The following is a 21,546-nucleotide window of genomic DNA, read 5'->3' as shown; positions in this document are numbered from 1 at the left end:
GATGCGATTTTTGAGCGAGGCCCAATAGAGACGTGCGTATCCGGGGCGATGTGGTGTATGTGCTCCGATAGATTAAGAATTATCGTTTATTTGGAATGAAGATTGGAGACGATGCGCGTTGTTGGGTAGGGTCCTGGTTTTTCTGGGTGGATTGCTTGTGGTGGTGCTGTTCGTGGCACTGCTTGCTCCGCTCTTCATAGACTGGACCGATTTTCGCAAGAATTTCGAGGATCAGGCAAGCCGCATCATCGGTAAGAAGGTGACTGTGCATGGCACCGTCGATGCCCGCCTTCTGCCTTTTCCGTCCGTAACCCTGCATGATGTCCGCGTCGGTCAGGAGGCGGATGGAACGCCGCTGGTGCAGATTGCGGAATTCTCCATGGATGCCGAGCTTGCGCCCTTTCTTTCAGGCGAAGCGCTGATATTCGACATGCGCGTGTCGAAGCCGAAGGTGCGTCTGAGGCTGCTGAAAGACGGCACGCTGGACTGGATGCGCGGTAGCCAGCCCGAGATCCCCGCAAAGTCGGTGGTGCTCGAAAGCGTGCATGTGGAGGAGGGGGATGTCGTCTTCATCGACGAACAGTCCGGCCGTACCCGGCATGTTACCGACCTCAATGCCGGAATGTCCGCGAGGTCGCTTGCCGGGCCTTGGCGCATCGAAGGGGATGCGGCGCTCGACGGCGAGCAGGGCAGTTTCACGGTTTCCAGCAGCCAGCCGGATGACAATGGCGTCTTGCGCGTCCGTACGCGGCTGATGCCCGATCGTCATCCGCTCAATATCGATCTCGATGGCGAGCTGAAGCTGGTCGACAGCAGGCCCGACTACATGGGCTCCTTCACGGCGGGGGTCAACGACAAGCAGTCCCGCAATTCCGCCGACCAGAAGGCGCAGCCGCGTATCAAAGGCCGCTTCGAACTGACGAATGATCGTATTCGCGTTCCAGAATATCGTCTCGAAGTCGGCGCCGACAATGATCCCTATGTCGTCACCGGCGAGGCGACGCTGGATACCGGCTCGAAGCCGGAGTTCCTCCTGACCGCCGATGGCCAGCAGATCGACGTGAACCGGCTCGGAAACAGCAAGGGCGCCAATGGCAAGACCAACCGGAATCCGGTGATCTCGGTGCGTCAGCGCCTGAACAACCTGATCGCGATCGCTGCCGAAATTCCAGTGCCGCAGGTGCCCGGTAAGGCCACCTTCCGCCTGCCGGCAATCGTGGCTGGCGACACGACCATCCGCGACGTCCAGCTCGACCTAGAGCCGGCAGGAACAGGATGGAAGATCGATCATGCGATCGGCACGTTGCCTGGACGGACGCAGGTCGAGGCGCGCGGCAATCTGATGCTGCGGGGCGAGCCGAATTTCATCGGCAATCTGGTCGTCGCGTCGAACCAGCCCTCCGGACTGGCCTCCTGGCTGGTAGGATCCGTCGATCCGTCGATCCGTCAGTTGCGGCAGGCCGGCTTTTCTGCCGACGTCAGTCTGCGCCACGAAGAGCAGCGTTTCGAAAACCTGGAAATCGCCATCGGCCCGGCAACGCTGAAGGGTAGGCTCGATCGTCAGTCGCCAAGCGACAAGAACCCGCCGAAGCTCGCCGTCGATCTGGCTGGCGATGCGCTCGATCTAGACGCCTTGAGGGCGTTGACAGGCTTGTTAACCGGTCAGAACAGCGATGAGTCTCTGTTCGATCACCGGATCACTGCGCATCTGCAAGCCGGAAAGTTCGTTGCCTTCGGCGTACCGGCCGATAATGTCGATACCTCGTTCTCCCTTGCGAATGGCTCGCTGACGCTCGACAAGCTTGCCGTGCGCAATGTCGCCGGCGCGGAGATCACCGCGACCGGGCGAGCTGACGGTTCGCCGTCGGATTACAAGGGTTCGGGCGAAATCACGTTCAAGGCGGCCGATCCCAGTCCGTTCTTCGAAATGCTGCGCCAGCATCTGCCGCATCATCCCGTAATGGACCGGCTGGTGCGCAATGCGGCCTGGTATGGAAATACAGCGCTTCGCGGCGCGGTAACGCTTGGCGGCGATCAGGATAATGCGCTGACGGTGACGCTGGCCGGCGTGTCCAATGGCAGCCGTGTCAATTTCGACTACCGTATGTCCGATCTTTCCGCCTTCACCGGCAAGGGCACGACAACCCTGGAAGGAACGCTTGAGAACTCCGTTACGTCGATCCTCTTCGGTCAAGCGGGTCTCGATCCGCTACCGGTCGAAGCCGATGCCAATGGCCGTCTGACGCTGAAAGTCTCCGCCAGCGGCACAGATCCTGCCGATGCGGCGCTGACCTTCGCTACCGACAAGACCTCGTTCACCGCGAACGGCAAGGTCGATGTGCGCCCCGATAGCTTCCTCAACGGCAATATCGCCCTGTCGCTGGAGAGCGCGGATCTGGACCCCTATTTCGTGATGAACGGCATCGGCCTGCCGCAGATGGGAGCCGGTCTGCCGGTCAAGTTCCAGGCCAATGCGGCGCTGAGCCCCGACAAGATCGTATTGGCCGGCATCAAGGGCCTGCTTGCCGACAACAATGTGTCGGGCGCGCTTGCCTTCGACAGGAACGCACGGAACGTCAAGGCGACTGGTGAATTGACGTTGGACAAGGCGGATCTCGGTTGGCTGGCGGAGGCGATCTACGGGCCAATGACGGATGCCAAGACCGGCAATCTGTCCAGGGACAAGCTCGGATTGCCGGCCTTCACCGGGCTGGATATCGGCGTCAAGCTCTCTGCAAAGCAGGTATGGCCCGGCATTTTCGGTCCCATTTCGAATTTCACCGGCAATGTCGCTTACAAGGGCGAAGAGTTCCGGCTGAATGATCTGGCCGGCGGCTGGAACGGCGGCACGGTGAACGGCAGCCTGATGTTTGCCAATTCCGACGGCACGGGGCTGCTTCAGACGAAGCTCAACCTCGTCAATGCCGATCTTGCCGCGGTTGCCTGGCAGCGCGATGGCGCTCCGCTCGCCAGCGGTCGTTTTGGCCTGGCCACGAATGTCGAGGCAAGCGGCAAGAGCATTGCCGAGCTTGCCGCAAACGCCAGTGGTTCGGGCGAGATCAAGCTTGGCGAGACGCACGTGCGCGGCCTCAATCTTTCCATTCTGCCGCCGTTGCTGTCGGCGACGGACCAGATTCAGGGCGAGATCACCGCCGACAAGGTCTTGCCGATCGTGCAGACGCTGCTCAACAACGGCGAGGCGGTGTTGTCGGTGACCAGCATACCGTTCAATATCTCCAGCGGTGTGGCGCGCGCGACCAATATTGTTGCCGGCAACGATGTTGCGAAGCTTTCGGGTAATGCGGAAATCAGCCTGCCTGACGAGCGCATGCGCGGATCGCTGGGCATCGCTTTCAAACCTGGAAACGAAGCACAGAGCGGTGCCGTTCCGGCACTGCGTCTCGATTTTGCCGGGCCGCTTGCAACGCCGGGCCGAACGATGGATGTCACCGACATCACCAGTTTTCTCTCCGTGCGTGCATTCGAGCGCGAGCGTCGGCGCGTCGAACGCTTGCAGGCCAACGTGCTCGAAAAGCAGCGGCTCCGGCGTGAGGTGGCGCTTTACAAATACATGGCTGTGGCGCGCGAGGCTCAACGCCAGCGCGATGCCGTCATCGAGCAGCAGCGGCGTGCCGAGGAAGAGCGGCTGCGCGATCTAGCCCGGGAGGCTGCTGCGCAGAAGCAGGCGGAAGAAGAGGCCAAGGCCAAGCAGGTGGAGGAGGAAGCGAAGGTCAAGGCTGCCGCCGAAGCACGCGCCAAGGCTGACGCTCAGCAGCCGCCAGCACCCATCGGACAGGCGCCGAAAGCCGCGCCTCCCTTGAATTTCAATGAGCTACCTGGGATCGCCCAGTAGCGCCCGTCTCCGCTGCGCCATGTTGAAGCGGCGTCGATCGCGATTGAGAAGCGACGCGCAGCTCCTTGAACGATCTCCGGCCTTTTAGACGGAGGGTCAGCGCGCGATATTGTTATCTGGCGCCACTCCGGAAGGAAGCCTGTTGTGGGCTTTGCTGCAACGGACCTGGAGCGGTTCAGTTTTTCACGGAATCTGGTAAACGCTCCAACTTATTGTTTTTGCGCGGTTCCTAACGCGAAAACCGCTTCGCACTTTTCCGAAATGCTCTAGCTGCGATCCTTCAGCCACTTAAGCACGTAGAGGCGGAGCGCGGAAGAGAGGTTGCTGCCAGCCTCGCGTCCATCGTCGATTTCGGAGATAAGCGCAGCTAGCGAGATGCCGCGTGCGCCGGCGATGGCCTTCAGTTCTGTCCAGAAGGCGTCCTCAAGGGAAAAGCTCGTGCGATGGCCATGCAGCGTCGCGGAATGTTTACGGATCATCGGAGGGTCGATCAAAATCGGAAAAGATGGGGCGCTTCTGAAAATGATTCAAAATGCAGGAGTAAGCAACTGATTTCGGAAGTTTTTTTATGCAGGCACTGCAATCATTCGTCTGACTTGGGCGTCTCGATATGGCCGGCCTTGTGGGCTTTCGTCGCCTTGTCGTTGAGCGCCTTCGTCAGGTTCTTTTCCGTCTTGGTGCGGCCGAAGGTGATACGGTTCTGTTCGGCCTGCTTTTCCTTTTCGGAGCGGGCCTTGGTTTTGCGAAACTGACGCAGATTGACGACTTCCGCGCTCATCGGTCTGTTCCCTTTTCCATGTAGAAAGGGGAAGCAGATGCTTCCCCTGATATGCCTATTGCTTCTTGCGGAACGCGTCGAGGGAAACCACCGACCCGGGCTTCTTCTCCTCGCCGTCCTTGGCGGCAGTCGCCTGCTCCTCAGCGCCTTCGGCCGGAACCGGATAGGCGGTGATCTCACCGGAGGTGATTTCCTCGTCGTCGTCGGCCAACGGTACGTCGAACTCCAGCTCGAAATTGACGGAGGGGTCGTAGAAGCCTCGGACGGCGTTGAAGGGGATCACCAGCTTTTCAGGAACGTCGGAGAAGGAGAGGCCGATCTCGAACAGGCTTTCCGTGACTTTGAGATCCCAGAATTGATGCTGGATGACGATGGTCATCTGTTCCGGATATTTCGACTTTAGGTGCTGCGAGATGCGCACACCCGGAGCACCCGTGAGGAAGGTAATGAAGAAATGATGGTCGCCGGGCAGACGGCCGGTTGCGCCAACTTCGGTCAACACCTTACGTATGACTCCACGCAGGGCGTCCTGTGCCAAAATATCGTAGCGGATATGATCCTGCGCCATACTTTCCTGTCTTTCGTTAGCCCATGCTTTTTCTAAGGCTTATGCCATGCTCGACGCCCAGGGGAAAGCCCCGTGCGCGAGTCATCGCTCAGTCTTACTATAATATAGCAATGGAGGATAAGGTGAAGGCTTCTGTTGCCAGGTGCCTTCGAACCCCGCCTAAGAGTGCGACCCCTTAGGACTTTATTTGAAGTGTCACACCGCGATTAAGCAGCGAGACGAGCTTCCGCATAGTTGTCGTTTGCAACTACAATTTTAGCCCGATAACGGCGGTACAATGCCGAGCGAAAAGTCGATCTTTACACCCTTGTCGATCCTGTTTCGCCCCCATCAAAAGCCGGTCTGTCGCCGTCGTGCCGGCCGGTTTTTGGTGGAGGCGCCGGGTACCGCCCCCGGGTCCAATAGGTTTATTACACCGCTCATTTATCGCCATAGCCGGCCCGAAGACCGGCAAGGGTGATATAGTGTTTTCCGCAGGCGAAGGGAAGGGCAATTGTCACAAATGCTTCGCCGAAACATCGGTTTGCCGCAGGCCCAAGCGAGATTTGCCTGAATTACTCTGCATCGCGGTTGGTTTCGCGCCGGCTTGTCACTAAAATTGTAAAAAGGGAATCGGCCGGCAGGCGGCGGGCAACCGTTGGCGCATTCGGTTGCCCACAAAATTCAAGCGATTTCGGAGCGGAAAATGGCTCGTCACCCGGAGTATCAATATCTCGACCTGATGGAGCACCTGCTCGAGCACGGCGATCGTCGGATCGACCGCACCGGCGTCGGCACGTTGAGCGGCCTCGGCGCCATGATGCGCTTCGACCTCTCCAAAGGGCAGATCCCGATCTTCACGACCAAGCGCGTCTATTGGAAGCTTGCGGTCAAGGAGATGCTCTGGTTCCTGACCGGCGACACGAACATCCGCAATCTCCTCCAGGAGAATGTGCGGATCTGGACCGATTGGCCGCTCGCCAAATACCGCAAGGCCACTGGTGAGGATATCGATCAGGTTGCTTTCGAGAAACGGATTCTGGAGGACGAGGCTTTTGCCTTGCAATGGGGGGATCTCGGCCCGGTCTACGGCAAGCAGTGGCGGCAATGGCGCGATGCGGAGGGCAGGGTGCATGATCAACTTGCCTCGGTCATCAAGGATCTGAAAACCAATCCCAGCAGCCGCCGCATGATTTTCCATGCCTGGAACGTCGGTGAGCTGGCCGATATGGCGCTGCATCCCTGCCATATGGTCTATCAGTTCCACGTATCGAACATCTCGGCTGAGGGAGGCAAGCGTCCGCGTCTCAGCCTGATGGTCTTCCAGCGCTCCTGCGATCTCTTCCTCGGCAATCCATTCAACGTCTGCCAGCAGGCGGCCTTGCTGGCCATGGTCGCGCAGCAGGTCGATATGGATGTGGGAGAGCTGGTCTGGTCGGGCGGTGACGTGCACCTCTATCTCAACCATCTGGATGCGATCCGCGAGCAGCTCAGCCGCGAGCCGAAGCCGTTCCCGACCTTGCGTCTGCTGCGCCGGCCCGCCAGCATCGATGATTATCGCATCGAGGATTTCGAGGTCACCGGCTACGAGCCGCATGCGGCGATCGCGGCCGAGGTTGCTGTCTAGGCGTTTCGACCTGCAACGAGAGCGGCTCCGCTGACGAGCAGCAATGCTCCGACAAGCTGCCATGCGCTAAAGCCGGCCATCGTCTTTCCGGATATGGCGGCGTCGAATGCAAGGCCGGCCAGCAGCTGGCTGGCGACGAGGACGGCGATGGTGGGCGCCGCGCCAAGACGCTGGTATCCCATAATACCGGCAAAGACGAAGAACGAGCCCAGCAGGCCCGGCAGCAGCGCCCATGGTCGAACGGCACCGGCTGCTTCCGTAAGTCCGGCGAGGCCATTGCGGGAAATCAGGATCAGGAGCAGCGCCGTCAATCCGACTGAGGAGTTGATGACCAGCGTGATGAGCACGGTCGACACCGACTGGGTGATCCGCACCATCAGCGCATTCTGCAAGACGAGCGATATGCCGGCGAGAATGAGCGTTGCCACTGTGATCGGCATCGTGTTTGCGCCTTTATGCCGTCGGCCCGTTGTCGGGGTCCGTGCGCTCATCGAGCAGCAGTTGCAGGAAGGCCAGATCGAGCCAGCGTCCGAACTTCGTGCCGACTTGCGGCAGCAGGCCGACCTGCTGGAAGCCGAGCTTTTCGTGCAGCCGGATCGAGGCCTCATTGCCGGCTTCGATGCCAGCGACCATTACATGCTTGCCGATCGCCCGAGCACGATCGATCAGCTCGATCATCAGCGCTTTGCCGATGCCGCCGCGATATTGATCGTTGCGGACATACACAGAATGCTCGACCGTGTGCCGATAGCCATCGAAGGCGCGCCAGTCGCCGAAGGAGGCATAACCGATTACGGTGCCATGGTCGTCGGTCGCTACCAGCACCGGATAGCCCAGCTTGTGCCGGTCCTGCAGCCATAGCCGGCGATTGCCAATATCGACCTGCGTCTCGTTCCAGATCGCGGTGGTATTGGCAACGGCATCATTGTAGATCGCGGTTATTCCCGCGAGATCTTCATCTCTCGCATCGCGAATTTGCATCGGCGGCTCCATGGATCATCCACTAAATTGGATGAATACCTATCCTATCAGTCTACGCTGTCATACACCGATTTCGACAACTGTCCACTATGTTATTACGAAAATCGAACGAGCCAAGAGCAGCACTGGAAACCTGAGCTATCGTGACTTCGATGGAATGTAGTGAAATTTCAATGGATAAGTGACCGTTTCGATTGAAACTCAGCTTACTTTCCGCGCCATTTGATTTCCGTGTGGGCGATCAAATGAAGACCGTTGGTCTCGATTGTCATTCCTGTAATTGTCCACTATAGTTTACATATGTCTCAGCATGACGATATCGATAGGCGCATCGGCGCACGCATTCGTTTGGAACGTGAGAGCCGCGGCTGGTCGTTGACGGAGCTGGCGGAACGCTCGGCCGTTTCCAGGGCGATGATCCACAAGATCGAGCGCGGCGAGAGCAGTCCGACGGCGACGCTGCTCGGCAAGCTTTCCGGCGCCTTCAGTCTCAGCATGTCGACCTTGATGGCGCGCGCGGAGATGCAGCAGGGCCGATTTCTGCGTAGGGAAGAGCAGCCGGTCTGGGTCGATCCGCAGACAGGTTACGAGCGACGGCACGTCTCTCCGAAATCCGACCTGCCGCTGGATTTGGTCCGCATCGAATTGCCTGCGGGCGCGGAAGTTCCCATGCCCGCATCGGCTTACGCCTTCATGCGGCAACTGATCTGGGTGCTGCAAGGGCGGCTGACCTTTCTCGAAGGGGATGCCAAGCACCTGATGGCGGCGGGCGACTGTCTCGAGCTCGGCCCGCCGACGGATTGCGTCTTCAGGAATGAAAGCGAGGATTTGTGCATCTATGCCGTCCTCGTGCTCCGCAACGCGTGAGGCGATGGCGGTTTTGCGAGGCAGGTTCACGGGCGCGCGTCGGCGGATGAGCCATCAGGCGGACTGGGATCTTCATTTCGATGCTAAACTTCGTGTTACCGCGTGGCATTCTGCTCGTTCGGCTGGACGATAGACGCTATGGTGCCGCCATCCTTGTGCGGAGAAGGAGAGCGGCCGTGGATATCGCAGTCATCGGAGCTGGCGCCATGGGCAGCGCCATTGCGCGGCGTTTGGTCGAGAGCGGTGCGAGGGTGCTGACCTATCTCGAGGGCCGCTCGGCGGCGACGGTGGAGCGGGCGAAGATGGCGGGCATGGAGCCAGCCGATCTTGATGCCGTTGCCGGTACAGGCCTTATCCTTTCCATCGTTCCGCCGGCCAATGCCATTGCCGTCGCCGAGCAGATTGCGGCCGCGATCCGCCGGTGCGGCGCGAAGACCACCTTCATCGACTGCAACGCGATATCGCCGCAGACGATGACGCAGGTCGCTGCGATCTTCGGCGGCGATTGCGGCGTTGTCCTCGATGGCTCCATCATCGGTGGGCCGCCGAAGACCGGTCAAAAGGGACCCAAGCTCTATATCAGCGGGGATGCGGCCGACAGCAGTGCCGTGCTTGGCGAGTGCGGCTTGCAGGTGCGCCGCATCGATGGGCCGATCGGCGCGGCCTCGGCATTGAAAATGTGCTACGCCGGCATCAACAAGGGCGTGACGGGCCTCGGCACGGCCATGCTGCTTGCCGCGATCCGTTCGAGAGCGGACGAGGCGTTGAAACGGGAATTGCAGGAAAGCTTGCCGGATCTCGATGCGAAACTGGTGAATGCTATCCCTGACATGTATCCGAAGGCCTATCGCTGGGTTGCCGAGATGGAGGAGATTTCCGAATTTCTCGGCGACGACGATCCGGCAGCTTTGATATTCAAGGGCATGGCCGGGCTCTATCGAAAGATGGCGGCAGATCGGGAAGGCGGCGGCTTGCTGGCGGGGCAACTCGACAGACTGAACAACGGCTGACGGCGTGCGGAAAGGGGTGCTTTTTATCCGGGGTCGCGACTATCGTATGGCCGTATCGTCTCCCGATTCGCATCGGCTATGACGACCGTTGCCCGAGGGAGAAGCATGAGCCAACCGATCAAAACCATTGTCGTCGCCGTATCGCGTAACGGCATCATCGGGCGTGATGGGGACATGCCCTGGCGATTGTCGTCAGATCTCAAGCGGTTCAAGGCGATGACGCTCGGCAAGCCCGTCATCATGGGACGCAAGACATTTCAATCGATCGGCCGGCCGTTGCCCGGCCGGCCGAATGTCATTATCACGCGCGATGAAGGGTTTTCGGCAGGAGGCGTCACGACGGCGCATTCGCTTGACGAGGCCGTCGATATCGCTTCCCGCCTTGCGGTGGAGAGCGGCGCTGACGAGATCTGCATTCTCGGCGGCGGTGAAATCTATCGTCAGTCGATCGCTCTGGCGGATCGCTTGCTGGTCACGCATGTCGAAACGGACGTGGACGGAGATACTTCCTTTCCGGTTATCGATCCAGCTCTCTGGCAGGTCGAAAGCGAGCTCGCCGTACCAGCCGGCGAAAAGGACAGCTATCCGACGCGTTTCGTTGTTTATCTCAGGCGAAAAGCGTAAAAGCTGTCCCCAAAAATCAAATATTTTCCAGTTAATCCGCCGAACTTCCTGAAGTTGCGTTGAAAGCAGGTGCGTCGATACCTATAACGGGAAACAATCGCTGCTACCCGCGAATTTTGCGGGCTCGGCGCGATGCTGGGAGTCAACAAACAAAGAGGTTTTGATGCCTTGGAGCAATCAGAATGGCGGCGGCGGTGGCCCATGGGGCGGCGGCGGTGGAAATAACCAGGGACCTTGGGGGCAAGGACCGAACCGGCCGCGCGGAAGCGGCAATGGAGGACCTCCGGATCTCGAGGATATTATTCGCCGTGGCCAGGACCGCCTGAAGGGCTTTGTCCCTGGCGGCTTCAATGCTGGCGTCTTCTTCATCATTGCTGCGATTATCGGTATTTTTTGGCTGATCCAGTGCATCTATACGGTACAGCCGGACGAGCGCGGCGTGGAACTGCGTTTCGGCAAACCGCGTGAAGAGGTCTCGATGCCTGGCCTGCACTTCCATTTCTGGCCAGTGGATCGTATCGAGTTCGTCAAGGTCACTGAACAGCAGCGCAATATCGGCGGCCGTTCGAGCTCCGGTTCGACCAATGGTCTGATGCTGACCGGTGATCAGAACATCGTCAACGTGCAGTTTTCGGTCCTCTATACGGTAACCAATCCGCAATCCTATCTTTTCAAGCTTGAAACCCCCGACGAGACCCTGCAGCAGGTATCTGAAAGCGCCATGCGCGAAATCGTCGGCCGCCGTCCTGCCCAGGATATCTACCGCGACAACCGCCAGGAAATCGCTGTTCAGGTGAGGAATATCATCCAGGACACGATGGATCGTTATGGCGCTGGTATTTCCATCAATGCCGTTCCGATCGAGGACGTCTCGCCGCCACGCGAAGTGGCCGATGCGTTCGAAGAAGTGCAGCGCGCCGAGCAGAACGAAGACCAGCAGGTCGAGGAGGCCAATCAATACGCCAACCAGCAGCTTGGTCAGGCCCGCGGCCGTGCAGCACAGATCCGCGAAGAGGCAGCCGCCTACAAGGATCGCGTCGTGAAAGAAGCGCAGGGTGAGGCGCAGCGCTTCATCTCGATCTACGACGAATACGCCAAGGCGCCGGAAGTCACCCGCAAGCGGCTGTTCCTTGAAACCATGGAGACCGTCATCGGCAATTCCAACAGCGTCATCATCGACGACAAGCAGGGCGTCGTTCCCTACCTGCCGCTCAATGAAGTCGGCAAGCAGTCCAATCCGCAGGCGAGCAAGCCCGCTACCGCAACTCAGCCGGAGGCCAAATAATGACGTCCAGCCGTTTGCCAACCATTCTCATCGCGCTTGCGGTGGTGCTGTTGCTCATCTATTCGTCGGTGTTCGTGGTCAATGCCCGCGAGCAGGCCATCGTGCTGCGCTTCGGCCAGATTCGCGCCGTCAAGACCGAGCCGGGCCTCTATTTCAAGCTGCCTTTCGCCTTCATGGATGCCGACCGCGTCCAGTACATCCAGCAACAGGAGCTTCGTTTCGATCTGGACAATATCCGCGTTCAGGTTTCGGGCGGCAAGTTCTATGAGGTCGATGCTTTCGTCGTCTACAAGATCACCAACGCCCGCAAGTTCCGCGAGACGGTATCGGGCGATCGTGATGCGGCGGAATCGCGTCTGAGAACCCGCCTCGACGCCTCGCTGCGCCGTGTCTACGGTCTGCGTGGTTTCGAAGCGGCGCTCTCCAACGAACGCGCCTCCATGATGACCGAAGTGCGTGACGATCTGCATCGCGATGCGGAGACGCTTGGTCTCAACATCGAGGATGTCCGCATCCGCCGCACGGACCTGTCTCAGGAGGTGTCGCAGAATACCTACGACCGCATGAAGGCCGAACGTCTGGCGGAAGCGGAGCTGATCCGCGCCAGAGGTAACGAAGAAGGCCAGCGCCGCCGCGCGATTGCGGACCGTCAGGTTGTCGAAATCGTCGCGGATGCGCGAAGGGACTCGGAAGTCCTGCGTGGTCAGGGTGAAGCCGAGCGCAACGCCATCTTCGCCGATGCCTCGAAACGCGATCCCAACTTCTACGAGTTCTATCGTTCGATGGCTGCCTATAACAAGGCGCTTGGCTCCGGCGGCAAGACGCTGGTCCTTCCGCCGAACAAGTCGGATTTCTTCAAGTTCTTCGATAGTCCCATCGGCGCACCGGCGCTCGCCAATCCGGCGACACCGGCGAATTGATCGTCGACCGAAAAAATCGAAGGGCTGCCTCACGGCGGCCCTTTTTCTTATGCGAAACTGCGTCGCCCTTGTCGGGAATTCCATCGGTTGGATCAGGTTCGGGGATATCGCAAAAAGGTGATTTCACGCTTCATCATTCCGCCTTATGTTGATGCTTATACAAGATTTCCCTTTTTCGATGAGGATGCCTGATGGCCCCGATCAATCGCCTGCCTTTCAGTCGTTCGTTCGCTTTGCTGGCCAGCATCGCGTTGATTGCCGGCCCGGTTGCAGGACGCGCGGGGCAGGCTTTCGCTCAGGTGCAGAATAGCGGCGCGGCCGCAGGCGCTCAGGCTCCGGCGACCACGAACGACCAGACGCCGCCAGCGATCTCGCCGACGGTGCCGATGAACCCGACGCTGAACGCGGGGCCTGCCTCGGTTGCCGATCTGGCTTCCGGCCTGCTTGATGCCGTCGTCAATATTTCCACCTCGCAAAAGGTGAAGGATGAGGGAAACGGGCCGTCGACGCCGAAGCTGCCGGATAATTCGCCCTATCGGGATTACTTCAAGGACTTCTTCAACAATAGGGATGACGACAACAGCAACCGCAAGGTGAGCTCGCTCGGCTCCGGCTTTGTCATCGATCCCTCCGGCTATATCGTCACCAACAACCACGTCATCGAAGGCGCCGACGACATCGAGGCGATCTTTCCGAATGGCACCAAGCTGAAAGCCAAGCTGATCGGAACGGATACGAAGACCGATCTCTCGGTTCTCAAGGTCGAGCCGAAGCATCCGCTGACGGCGGTCAAGTTCGGCGATTCCTCCAAGATGCGGATCGGCGATTGGGTGATGGCGATCGGCAATCCTTTCGGCCTTGGCGGTTCCGTGACCATCGGCATCGTCTCGGCCCGCGGGCGCAACATCAATGCTGGCCCCTACGACAATTTCATCCAGACGGATGCGGCGATCAACAAGGGCAACTCTGGCGGCCCGCTCTTCAACATGAAGGGTGAGGTGATCGGCATCAACACCGCCATCATCTCTCCGAGCGGTGGCTCGATCGGCATCGGCTTTGCCGTTCCGTCGGAACTGGCGGAAGGCGTCGTCAATCAGCTGAAGGATTTCGGTGAGACCCGCCGCGGCTGGCTCGGCGTGCGCATCCAGCCGGTCACGGATGATGTTGCCAACAGCCTCGGTCTCGGCAGCGCCAAGGGCGCTCTTGTCGCTGGCGTCATCAAGGGCGGCCCCGTCGACAACGGCACCATCAAGGCGGGTGACGTCATCCTGAAGTTCGACGGCAAAGAGGTGGACGAGACGCGCGACCTGTTGCGCATCGTCGCCGAAAGCTCGGTCGGCAAGGAAGTGGACGTTGTCATCTACCGCGACGGCAAGGAGCAGACCGTCAAGGTGACGCTTGGCCGGCTGGAGGACAGCAACCAGGCCGCGGCGGCAAGCAGCGACAAGGGAAAGCAGCCGCAGCTCGCACCGGATGGCAACGGCAAGCATGACGGCGTCATCAATCCCGACGAGGGTGATGATGACAATGACGGCATGGACGGACAGGACCGGGGCGGCGACCCGCAGCAGTCGCCACAGGCTCAGCCGCAAACCCAGGCAAGCTCGGCCCTGCTCGGGATGAAGCTTGCAAAGCTGACCGCCGAAAACCGCAAGAGCTTCGGCATTGCCGACAGCGTCGATGGCGTGGTCATTACGGAAGTCGCGCCGGGTTCGGCTGCGGCCGAAAAGGGTCTGAAACCGGGCGATGTCGTCGTCGAGGTCGCGCAGGAATTCGTTCAGACGCCGGGTGCTGCATCGGACAAGGTGTCTTCGCTGAAGCGCGAAGGTCGCCGCAATGCGCAGATGATGATCGCATCTCCAAACGGTGACTTGCGCTTTATCGCCGTTCCGCTGGAATAGGAATTCAGCGTGCCGCCGGTCCCGCCTGCTGTGCACGCCACTCGGCGGCACTCAGGCGATAGACGACATGGCGCTTCAGATGCGGATGCGTGTCCGGAATGTCGGGATGGTCGAAATCGCAGCTTGGATCGGGCGGCATGCCGATCTTGGCCATCGCTGCGAGCGCACGGCTGTTGTCATGCACGGCAATCGACAGGATTTCTTCGATCTCCAGCACGGTGAAGGCATGGCGCAGAAGAGCCCTGCCGGATTCGGTCGCATAGCCATTGCCCCAATGGCGTGCTGATATCCGCCAGCCGATTTCCACGGCATCCTGCGGCAAAAGAGGCTCGAGCTGCAATTTCGATAGTCCGCAGAACCCGATTGCCTCTCCGCTGTGCTTCAAGACCATGACGAGAAGATCGAAGCCAGGCTCGGGCGTGATATCTTGGATCATGGCGAAGATGGCGTCGGCATCCTCGCGGCTTCGGCGGAAGGGGAAGAATTCAAGCACGGCCGGATCGGCACCGAGTTCAAAAAACAGCTCGCGATCCTCGGCCAAGCATGGCCGCAGGATCAGTCGCGATGTTTCGATAAGAGTCATTGTCTCGAGCGCCACTCGGCAGCGGCCAGCCGATAGAGGACGTGGCGTTTGAGATGGGAATGGGTTTCCGACACACCGGGGTGATCGAAATCGCCGCCCTCGACGCGATGCATGCCGATCCGCTCCATGACCGCGGTCGATCTGACATTATTATGCACGGCAAAGGAAACGATCTCGTTCAGGCCGAGCGTTTCGAAACCAAGAGCCAGCAGGGCGTGCGCCGCCTCGCTGACCAGTCCCTTGCCCCATTGCCGGGTCGCCAGCCGCCAGCCGATTTCGACCGTTCCCGCCGGAATGAACGGTTCGAGATGATCGGTTCGCATCAGCCCGCAATAGCCGATTGCCTCGCCGCTTTCCTTCAGCTCCAGCGCGCAGAGCCCAAGCCCGGTTTCCGCGATCATCGAGTGAACGCGGTCGAAGAAGGCGTCCGCTTCCGCACGATTGCGGCGGAAGGGGAAGAATTCCATGACGGTCTCGTCGGAATTGATCTCGTAGGCTAGGTCGCGGTCCGTCTCGCGCCAGTTGCGGATGACGAGGCGTTCGGTTTCGGCGATGATCATCGGTGGCCCCCGATCCGGCGGTTTGCGCCGTTCTACGGTTTGATGAAATCCGTCTTGCGGTAACCCTGGATGTAGAGCAGAGCGGTGAGATCGCCATGGTCGATCCGCATCCTGGCCTGTGCGGAGACGGTCGGCTTGGCGTGGAGCGCGACGCCGGAGCCGGCGAGCTGCAGCATGCCGAGATCATTGGCGCCGTCGCCGACGGCCAGAGCGTCATCGGCGGAAATGCCGAGTTCTTCGGCAATTTCGTTCAGCGCATCCACTTTGGCCTGCTTGCCGAGGATCGGTTCCGCGACCTGCCCGGTCAGCGCGCCATTTTCGTCGAGCAGGATATTGGCGCGGTTCTCATCGAAGCCCAGCGTTGCTGCGACGCGGCTGGTGAAGACCGTGAAGCCGCCGGAGACGAGTGCGGAGTAGTAGCCTTTCGCCTTCATGGTAGCGACGAGCTCGGGGCCGCCAGGAGTGAGGGTGATGCGTTTGGCGATGACGTCGTCGACGACGGAAATCGGCAATCCTTTCAGAAGGGCCACGCGTTCGCGCAGGGCGGGCTCGAAGGCGATCTCGCCGTTCATGGCGCGGGCCGTGATGTCGGCCACCTTTTCCTTGAGGCCGACTTCGGCGGCAAGTTCGTCAATACATTCCTGGCCGATCATGGTCGAGTCCATGTCGGCAATCAGCAGCTTCTTGCGGCGGGTTTCCGCTTGCTGGATGACGAGATCGATCGGCTGATTACCGATCACAGCCAGGATACTGGCTTCCGCGGCCTGGATATCGGTATCGTCGCGCAGCGCGATATCGCAGGCAATGCCGTCGGCCAGCCAGTAAAGCCCGGAGGCTTTGACGGCTTCCGCTGCCTGTTCGGCGATCGCCGGAACAAGAACGGGATTTGACGGATTGGCAATAAGCGTGGCAACGAAGGTCATGAGCAGAAACCTTATGAGCAATATCGACGCGATCCTGATAACCGGGCCGACCGCGAGCGGCAAGTCCGCACTCGCGGTCGAATTGGCGCGTTCGCACGATGGCGTGGTCATCAATGCCGACAGCATGCAGGTCTATGACACTTTGCGCGTGCTGACCGCCCGGCCTTCCGAAGAGGACATGGAAGGCATTCCGCATCATCTTTACGGCCATGTCCCGGCCGGGCAGGCCTACTCGACGGGCGTTTGGCTGCGCGAGGCCACGGACCTTGTCGAGGGCTTGCGCAGGGATGGGCGACTGCCCGTTTTCGTTGGCGGAACAGGGCTTTATTTCAAGGCGCTGACGGGTGGCCTTTCCGACATGCCCGCTATTCCCGCGGAGATTCGCGACCGACTGCGTGCGCGGCTTCCGGCGGAAGGCGCAGAAGTCCTGCATCGCGAGCTCGCCGGCCGCGATGCTCCTGTCGCGGAAAGCCTCAATCCCCAGGATGGCCAGCGCATCGTTCGTGCGCTGGAGGTGATCGAAGCGACCGGCCAGTCCATCGCGGCCTATCAGGGCAACCGAGGCCCTGTCGTGATCGATCTTGACTGCGCGCGGAAGATCGTCGTGCTGCCCGATCGTGAGGTGCTGCATCGGCGCATCAACGGCCGCTTTGAAAAAATGCTGGCGATGGGCGCGGAAGACGAGGTTCGATCCTTGCTGGCGCTGGAATTATCACCCGATATGCCGGTTATGAAGGCGATCGGCGTGTCGCAGATTGCCGCCATGCTGAAAGGCGAGATGACGCGCGACGAAGTTCTCGAAGCCGGAGCGGCTGCGACCCGACAATATGCCAAGCGGCAGATGACCTGGTTTCGCAATCAGATGGACGAGAGCTGGGAACGGCTCAGCCCCTGATTTGCCGCGTCAGTCCTTGTCGTAAAGGCTGCTCAGCGGCTTCTTCAAAAGGCTCTCCCGCAGGGAGAGGCCGGATTCCCGCCGTGGCGGTGCAGGTGCCTCCCTTGTGGGGATGGTGCGTGCGGTTGCCGGGTCGCTGCTGCGGAATTCGCGGTGCAGTTCGGCAAGTCTGCTGTCGATCGACGTCTGTACCGGTGCGGCCGTCTGCGCAGCGGCGCCCCGGGGGAGCATGTCCGGACGATAACGCTCGTTTGGCGGTGCCTGTGCTTCCGTCGGGCGCCATGTAAGCTGCTCGACCGGCATATCGTCACGATCGTCAATGATATTGGCGGGTGTCTCGCCAGCCGCGCCGTAGCCTTGCTGCAACGAGCCGATATCGGGGCCGGAAATCGCGCGCATGCGGTTGACGATCGTGCGTAAGTCGACGGTATCCGGCGAATCGTCGCTGACCTTTGCCACGCTGCCGGTGGCTTTCGGCAGCAAACGTTCATCGACGCGAGCGAAGCGCATGCGCATCGGCACGGCAATGGCGGCGCCGAAGGCGATGGCTTCGCCATTGCCGATCGACGACAGGAAGCTGGTCGTCGAGATCGAGGAGTTCGGTATGGCCGAACGAATGATTTCCTGGTCGTGGTCGTTTGCCAGGCGCATGGCGAAGAGTGTCGAGCACTGCGACAGGATCGTCTGGTCGAGTTCGCCGGGACGCTGGGTGATGATGCCGAGCGACACGCCGTATTTGCGGCCTTCCTTGGCGATGCGGGCGATCGCCTGCCGTGTCGGGAAGAAGCCGAGGCTCTGATCTGCGGGGATATAGCGGTGCGCTTCCTCGCAGACGACCAGCATGTGGATTGCACCATCGCTCCAGAGCGCCAGTTCGAACGCCATACGGCAGAGAACCGAGGCAACGGAATTGATGACTTCTGAGGGTATCCCGGCGAGCTGGAAGGTGCAGATCGGCTTGCCGTCGCCTGGAATGCGGAAGATCTTGGCTATGGTCTCCATGATCGTATCGGTGATCGTATTGTTGGAGAACATGAAGTGATAGCGCGGATCGTTGATCGCCGAGATGATGCGCATCTTCAGCGAGCGCAGATGCGGCTTTTCCTGACGGCCTTCGAGCCGGCCGATGCGCTCGTCGATCAACGCCAGCAGGTCGGCCATGCGGTAGGGAATCGGCGTGTCGGCCGTTACGGACGCCTTTTCCGCCTGACGGCGCATCAAGGCGGAATCGCTGCCGCGGAAGGCGCGCTTGGCCTCCGGAATGAGATCGCGCAGGGCATCGATTTCTTCGGGTGCGCCCGGGCGGCCGCGGAAGACGACCTCGCTGAACTCCTCCAGCCGCATCAGCCAGAAAGGCAGGTCGAGCGTGTCGGTATCGATGACGACGGCGTGCCGGGGAAAGGCGGCGGCGAATTCATTGTGCGGATCGAGGATCAGCACGCGCAGCTTCGGATTGGCACTGATCGCCTTGTGCAGCAGCAGCGAGACCGCCGTGGACTTGCCGACGCCGGTCGAACCGACGACTGCGAAATGCTTCGACAGCATCGAGGGAATATGGATGGAAGCGTCGATGCTTTCGTCCTGCGTCAGCTTGCCGATGACGCAGCTGCTGTCCTTGCCGGCATCGAAGATGCGCATGAGGTCGCTGGCGCGGATGCGATGCGCGATGGCGCCGAGATAGGGATAGGCGGAGATGCCGCTGGAAAATTCTTCGCGGCCATCCGGCTCTACACGGACTTCGCCCAGCAATTCCACTTCGATGCGGAAGAGATTGTCCTGTCCTTCGCCCCATCCGACGCCCTGGGTGTTCATCGAGTAAACGAGGGCGGCAACACGGTTCTTGCCGACGCTGATGGAGATCAGCTTCCCCACGGACCAGAGTTCGGTCAGGTCGGTGCCGCCTGCTTCGGCCACGGCTGCAATCGTTGCTCTGGAGCCATTGCACGCGACGACGCGACCGAGGAAACGATTTCCCGGCTTCAGTTTATCGCGGCGATCAACATCTTCCGCTTTGCCTGATGTCTGCGGATCGTTATTGAGCAAACGGCTACCCCAAGCGTTAGACGGTAAAGCATAGGGAGTGCGGCTTAACAAAACCCTGTCGGCAAGCCGTGCTTTTTATCTGGCATAGGGGCGAGCGCGATTTTTTATTGCTTCACGCGTTGACGCTTCGAAATTTTCTGTCTATCACTTCGGCCCATGAAAAACTCGATGGTTCTTATCGTGGTGGGAAGGCGCATGGGCAGGATGGTGTAACCATCCGGCGACAGCCACCCATGCGCTAGATGACAGGCTCCCCAAGGGGCCTTTTTTTATGCCCGAAATCGAGATTTCATCTTTCCAAACCTCCAGCAGACAGCGGAACAAACGTATGACCGGCACAGATAATCAGGCGAGCGGCAATCGAATGACAGGCGCGGAGATCGTGTTGCAGGCGCTCAAGGACAACGGCGTCGAACACATTTTCGGTTATCCGGGCGGCGCGGTGCTTCCGATCTATGACGAGATCTTCCAGCAGGACGACATCCAGCACATTCTCGTCCGCCACGAGCAGGGCGCCGGCCATGCGGCCGAAGGCTATGCCCGCTCCACCGGCAAGGTCGGCGTCATGCTGGTCACCTCCGGTCCGGGCGCGACCAATGCCGTCACGCCGCTGCAGGATGCCTTGATGGACTCGATCCCGCTCGTCTGCCTGACGGGCCAGGTTCCGACGTCGCTGATCGGCTCGGACGCTTTCCAGGAATGCGATACGGTCGGCATCACGCGGCCTTGCACCAAGCACAACTGGCTGGTCAAGGACGTCAACCAGCTGGCCGCCGTTATTCATGAAGCCTTCCGCATCGCGCAGACCGGCCGCCCTGGTCCTGTTGTGGTCGACATTCCGAAGGACGTTCAGTTTGCCACCGGCACCTATACGCCGCCGGAAGCGCATGACGCCCAGAAGAGCTATCAGCCAAAGGTTCAGGGTGATCTCAACAAGATCACCCAGGCGATCGAATTGATGAAGAATGCACGCCAGCCGGTCATCTATTCCGGCGGCGGTGTCGTCAACTCCGGTCCGGAAGCTTCCAAGCTGCTGCGCGAACTCGTCGAGCTGACAGGCTTCCCGATCACCTCGACGCTGATGGGTCTCGGCGCTTATCCGGCATCGGGCAAGAACTGGCTCGGCATGCTGGGCATGCATGGTTCCTACGAAGCCAACATGGCGATGCATGATTGCGACGTCATGGTCTGTATCGGCGCGCGCTTTGACGACCGCATCACCGGCCGCCTCAATGCCTTCTCGCCGAATTCGAAGAAAATCCACATCGATATCGACCCATCGTCCATCAACAAGAACGTTCACGTCGATATCGGCATCCTCGGCGATGTCGGCAATGTTCTGGAAGACATGGTTCGCCTGTGGCGGGCGCTGCCGCAGAAGCCGGCGGCGGATCGGCTTGGCGACTGGTGGGGGAATATCGCCCGCTGGCGTGCGCGCAATTCCTTCGCCTACAAGCCGAGCGACGATGTCATCATGCCGCAATATGCTATCCAGCGGCTCTACGAGCTGACGAAGCATCGCGACACCTACATCACGACGGAAGTCGGCCAGCACCAGATGTGGGCGGCACAGTTCTTCGGTTTCGAACAGCCGAACCGCTGGATGACCTCGGGCGGCCTCGGGACCATGGGCTATGGCCTGCCGGCAGCACTTGGCGTGCAAATCGCCCATCCGGAAAGCCTGGTCATCGACATTGCCGGCGATGCCTCGATCCAGATGTGCATTCAGGAAATGTCGGCGGCTATCCAGCACAACGCGCCGATCAAGATCTTCATCCTGAACAACCAGTACATGGGCATGGTTCGTCAGTGGCAGCAACTGCTGCACGGCAACCGCTTGTCCAATTCCTATACGGAAGCGATGCCTGATTTCGTCAAGCTGGCCGAGGCCTACGGTGCCGTCGGCCTGCGCTGCGAAAAGCCGGGTGAGCTCGATGCCGCCATCCAGGAAATGATCGACGTCAAGAAGCCGGTCATTTTTGATTGCCGCGTCGCCAATCTCGCCAACTGCTTCCCGATGATCCCCTCGGGCAAGGCGCATAACGAGATGCTGTTGCCGGACGAAGCGACCGACGAGGCCGTTGCCAACGCCATCGACGCCAAGGGCCGCCAGCTGGTTTGATCGATAGCCCGGGGCGCGGCGGGAGCC

The 21,546-nt window shown here is 60.2% G+C and carries 19 protein-coding genes and 1 other RNA gene; 10 read left to right on the top strand and 10 right to left on the bottom strand.

The window, feature by feature from the left end; all coding sequences use genetic code 11:
- Nucleotides 1–118 precede the first annotated feature (118 nt).
- Nucleotides 119–3,853 carry an AsmA family protein gene (locus RHSP_RS10095; RefSeq protein WP_004115926.1) on the top strand — a complete coding sequence of 1,245 codons (3,735 nt, stop codon included), beginning with the start codon at nucleotides 119–121 and terminating at the stop codon, nucleotides 3,851–3,853.
- A 266-nt stretch (nucleotides 3,854–4,119) separates the two neighbouring features.
- Here the strand turns inward: RHSP_RS10095 and RHSP_RS10090 are convergent, their stop codons facing one another.
- The 4 genes from RHSP_RS10090 to ssrA all read right to left on the bottom strand — a co-directional run bounded on the left by RHSP_RS10090 (nucleotide 4,120) and on the right by ssrA (nucleotide 5,690).
- A complete protein-coding gene (locus RHSP_RS10090) occupies nucleotides 4,120–4,332 on the bottom strand; it encodes a ribbon-helix-helix domain-containing protein (protein WP_037151037.1) in 213 nt (70 codons plus the stop codon).
- A 104-nt stretch (nucleotides 4,333–4,436) separates the two neighbouring features.
- The gene (locus RHSP_RS10085; protein ID WP_037151034.1) at nucleotides 4,437–4,631 is read right to left on the bottom strand and encodes a DUF4169 family protein; all 195 of its coding nucleotides are present in this window, start codon (nucleotides 4,629–4,631) and stop codon (nucleotides 4,437–4,439) included.
- A gap of 55 nt (nucleotides 4,632–4,686) precedes the next feature.
- Complete coding sequence (locus tag RHSP_RS10080) at nucleotides 4,687–5,199, bottom strand: SspB family protein (protein ID WP_004115919.1); 513 nt, start codon at nucleotides 5,197–5,199, stop codon at nucleotides 4,687–4,689.
- A gap of 121 nt (nucleotides 5,200–5,320) precedes the next feature.
- Nucleotides 5,321–5,690, bottom strand: a transfer-messenger RNA (tmRNA) gene (ssrA, locus tag RHSP_RS33545).
- A gap of 194 nt (nucleotides 5,691–5,884) precedes the next feature.
- Here ssrA and thyA point away from each other — a divergent pair.
- Nucleotides 5,885–6,805 (top strand): thymidylate synthase, encoded by a 921-nt coding sequence (gene thyA / locus RHSP_RS10075; RefSeq protein ID WP_004115917.1) that lies wholly within the window; start codon nucleotides 5,885–5,887, stop codon nucleotides 6,803–6,805.
- Here thyA and RHSP_RS10070 read toward each other — a convergent pair.
- Both RHSP_RS10070 and RHSP_RS10065 read right to left on the bottom strand, forming a co-directional pair.
- Nucleotides 6,802–7,245: a DMT family transporter gene (locus tag RHSP_RS10070; RefSeq protein WP_004115915.1), complete on the bottom strand. Its 444-nt coding sequence runs from the start codon at nucleotides 7,243–7,245 to the stop codon at nucleotides 6,802–6,804. The two genes, thyA and RHSP_RS10070, sit on opposite strands and share 4 nt — an antisense overlap.
- A gap of 13 nt (nucleotides 7,246–7,258) precedes the next feature.
- Complete coding sequence (locus RHSP_RS10065; RefSeq protein WP_004115913.1) at nucleotides 7,259–7,786, bottom strand: GNAT family N-acetyltransferase; 528 nt, start codon at nucleotides 7,784–7,786, stop codon at nucleotides 7,259–7,261.
- A 300-nt stretch (nucleotides 7,787–8,086) separates the two neighbouring features.
- Here RHSP_RS10065 and RHSP_RS10060 point away from each other — a divergent pair, with 300 nt between their 5' ends.
- From RHSP_RS10060 to RHSP_RS10035, 6 genes are all read left to right on the top strand, one after another.
- Nucleotides 8,087–8,653, top strand: coding sequence for a helix-turn-helix domain-containing protein (locus RHSP_RS10060; RefSeq protein WP_037151018.1), 567 nt, complete (start codon nucleotides 8,087–8,089; stop codon nucleotides 8,651–8,653).
- Nucleotides 8,654–8,829: 176 nt separating this feature from the next.
- Nucleotides 8,830–9,663, top strand: coding sequence for an NAD(P)-dependent oxidoreductase (locus RHSP_RS10055; protein WP_004115908.1), 834 nt, complete (start codon nucleotides 8,830–8,832; stop codon nucleotides 9,661–9,663).
- Nucleotides 9,664–9,768: 105 nt separating this feature from the next.
- Nucleotides 9,769–10,287: a dihydrofolate reductase gene (locus RHSP_RS10050; protein WP_004115905.1), complete on the top strand. Its 519-nt coding sequence runs from the start codon at nucleotides 9,769–9,771 to the stop codon at nucleotides 10,285–10,287.
- 163 nt (nucleotides 10,288–10,450) lie between these two features.
- Nucleotides 10,451–11,572: an FtsH protease activity modulator HflK gene (gene hflK / locus RHSP_RS10045; protein WP_004115902.1), complete on the top strand. Its 1,122-nt coding sequence runs from the start codon at nucleotides 10,451–10,453 to the stop codon at nucleotides 11,570–11,572.
- Nucleotides 11,572–12,492 (top strand): protease modulator HflC, encoded by a 921-nt coding sequence (hflC, locus tag RHSP_RS10040; protein ID WP_037151017.1) that lies wholly within the window; start codon nucleotides 11,572–11,574, stop codon nucleotides 12,490–12,492. Before hflK ends, hflC begins: the two co-directional genes overlap by 1 nt.
- A 191-nt stretch (nucleotides 12,493–12,683) precedes the next feature.
- Entirely contained in the window at nucleotides 12,684–14,393 is a 1,710-nt protein-coding gene (locus RHSP_RS10035) for a Do family serine endopeptidase (protein WP_037151016.1), read from the top strand.
- 4 nt (nucleotides 14,394–14,397) lie between these two features.
- Here RHSP_RS10035 and RHSP_RS10030 read toward each other — a convergent pair whose 3' ends face one another.
- The 3 genes from RHSP_RS10030 to serB are packed head-to-tail and all read right to left on the bottom strand — an operon-like array spanning nucleotide 14,398 to nucleotide 16,459.
- Nucleotides 14,398–14,976: a GNAT family N-acetyltransferase gene (locus RHSP_RS10030; RefSeq protein WP_004115898.1), complete on the bottom strand. Its 579-nt coding sequence runs from the start codon at nucleotides 14,974–14,976 to the stop codon at nucleotides 14,398–14,400.
- A complete protein-coding gene (locus RHSP_RS10025; protein ID WP_004115897.1) occupies nucleotides 14,973–15,536 on the bottom strand; it encodes a GNAT family N-acetyltransferase in 564 nt (187 codons plus the stop codon). Before RHSP_RS10025 ends, RHSP_RS10030 begins: the two co-directional genes overlap by 4 nt.
- Before the next feature lie 32 nt (nucleotides 15,537–15,568).
- Nucleotides 15,569–16,459 carry a phosphoserine phosphatase SerB gene (gene serB, locus RHSP_RS10020; protein ID WP_004115896.1) on the bottom strand — a complete coding sequence of 297 codons (891 nt, stop codon included), beginning with the start codon at nucleotides 16,457–16,459 and terminating at the stop codon, nucleotides 15,569–15,571.
- On the opposite strand from serB, the gene miaA reads away from it, so the two are divergent.
- Complete coding sequence (gene miaA, locus RHSP_RS10015) at nucleotides 16,458–17,354, top strand: tRNA (adenosine(37)-N6)-dimethylallyltransferase MiaA (protein WP_037151015.1); 897 nt, start codon at nucleotides 16,458–16,460, stop codon at nucleotides 17,352–17,354. The genes serB and miaA overlap by 2 nt on opposite strands.
- Before the next feature lie 9 nt (nucleotides 17,355–17,363).
- Here the strand turns inward: miaA and RHSP_RS10010 are convergent, their stop codons facing one another.
- Complete coding sequence (locus RHSP_RS10010; protein ID WP_037151013.1) at nucleotides 17,364–19,397, bottom strand: ATP-binding protein; 2,034 nt, start codon at nucleotides 19,395–19,397, stop codon at nucleotides 17,364–17,366.
- Nucleotides 19,398–19,725: 328 nt separating this feature from the next.
- Between RHSP_RS10010 and RHSP_RS10005 the strand changes: the two genes are divergently transcribed.
- Nucleotides 19,726–21,519, top strand: a complete 1,794-nt coding sequence (locus RHSP_RS10005) for an acetolactate synthase 3 large subunit (RefSeq protein WP_037151011.1) — start codon at nucleotides 19,726–19,728, stop codon at nucleotides 21,517–21,519.
- The last annotated feature ends 27 nt before the right edge of the window (nucleotides 21,520–21,546 follow it).

Origin of the sequence: Rhizobium freirei PRF 81 (assembly GCF_000359745.1) — a bacterium.
In the GTDB taxonomy this organism is placed as follows: domain Bacteria; phylum Pseudomonadota; class Alphaproteobacteria; order Rhizobiales; family Rhizobiaceae; genus Rhizobium; species Rhizobium freirei.
This window is presented reverse-complemented; position numbering and strand designations above follow the sequence as displayed.

Excerpts from the sequence above, each read along its gene's own strand:
- hflK (WP_004115902.1), top strand. The coding sequence starts at position 10,451 with ATGCCTTGGAGCAATCAGAATGGCGGCGGCGGTGGCCCATGGGGCGGC.
- RHSP_RS10070 (WP_004115915.1), bottom strand. The coding sequence starts at position 7,245 with ATGCCGATCACAGTGGCAACGCTCATTCTCGCCGGCATATCGCTCGTC.
- RHSP_RS10090 (WP_037151037.1), bottom strand. The coding sequence starts at position 4,332 with ATGATCCGTAAACATTCCGCGACGCTGCATGGCCATCGCACGAGCTTT.
- RHSP_RS10085 (WP_037151034.1), bottom strand. The coding sequence starts at position 4,631 with ATGAGCGCGGAAGTCGTCAATCTGCGTCAGTTTCGCAAAACCAAGGCC.
- serB (WP_004115896.1), bottom strand. The coding sequence starts at position 16,459 with ATGACCTTCGTTGCCACGCTTATTGCCAATCCGTCAAATCCCGTTCTT.
- miaA (WP_037151015.1), top strand. The coding sequence starts at position 16,458 with ATGAGCAGAAACCTTATGAGCAATATCGACGCGATCCTGATAACCGGG.
- RHSP_RS10080 (WP_004115919.1), bottom strand. The coding sequence starts at position 5,199 with ATGGCGCAGGATCATATCCGCTACGATATTTTGGCACAGGACGCCCTG.
- RHSP_RS10060 (WP_037151018.1), top strand. The coding sequence starts at position 8,087 with ATGTCTCAGCATGACGATATCGATAGGCGCATCGGCGCACGCATTCGT.
- RHSP_RS10030 (WP_004115898.1), bottom strand. The coding sequence starts at position 14,976 with ATGACTCTTATCGAAACATCGCGACTGATCCTGCGGCCATGCTTGGCC.
- hflC (WP_037151017.1), top strand. The coding sequence starts at position 11,572 with ATGACGTCCAGCCGTTTGCCAACCATTCTCATCGCGCTTGCGGTGGTG.
- thyA (WP_004115917.1), top strand. The coding sequence starts at position 5,885 with ATGGCTCGTCACCCGGAGTATCAATATCTCGACCTGATGGAGCACCTG.
- RHSP_RS10005 (WP_037151011.1), top strand. The coding sequence starts at position 19,726 with ATGACCGGCACAGATAATCAGGCGAGCGGCAATCGAATGACAGGCGCG.
- RHSP_RS10025 (WP_004115897.1), bottom strand. The coding sequence starts at position 15,536 with ATGATCATCGCCGAAACCGAACGCCTCGTCATCCGCAACTGGCGCGAG.
- RHSP_RS10065 (WP_004115913.1), bottom strand. The coding sequence starts at position 7,786 with ATGCAAATTCGCGATGCGAGAGATGAAGATCTCGCGGGAATAACCGCG.
- RHSP_RS10050 (WP_004115905.1), top strand. The coding sequence starts at position 9,769 with ATGAGCCAACCGATCAAAACCATTGTCGTCGCCGTATCGCGTAACGGC.
- RHSP_RS10035 (WP_037151016.1), top strand. The coding sequence starts at position 12,684 with ATGGCCCCGATCAATCGCCTGCCTTTCAGTCGTTCGTTCGCTTTGCTG.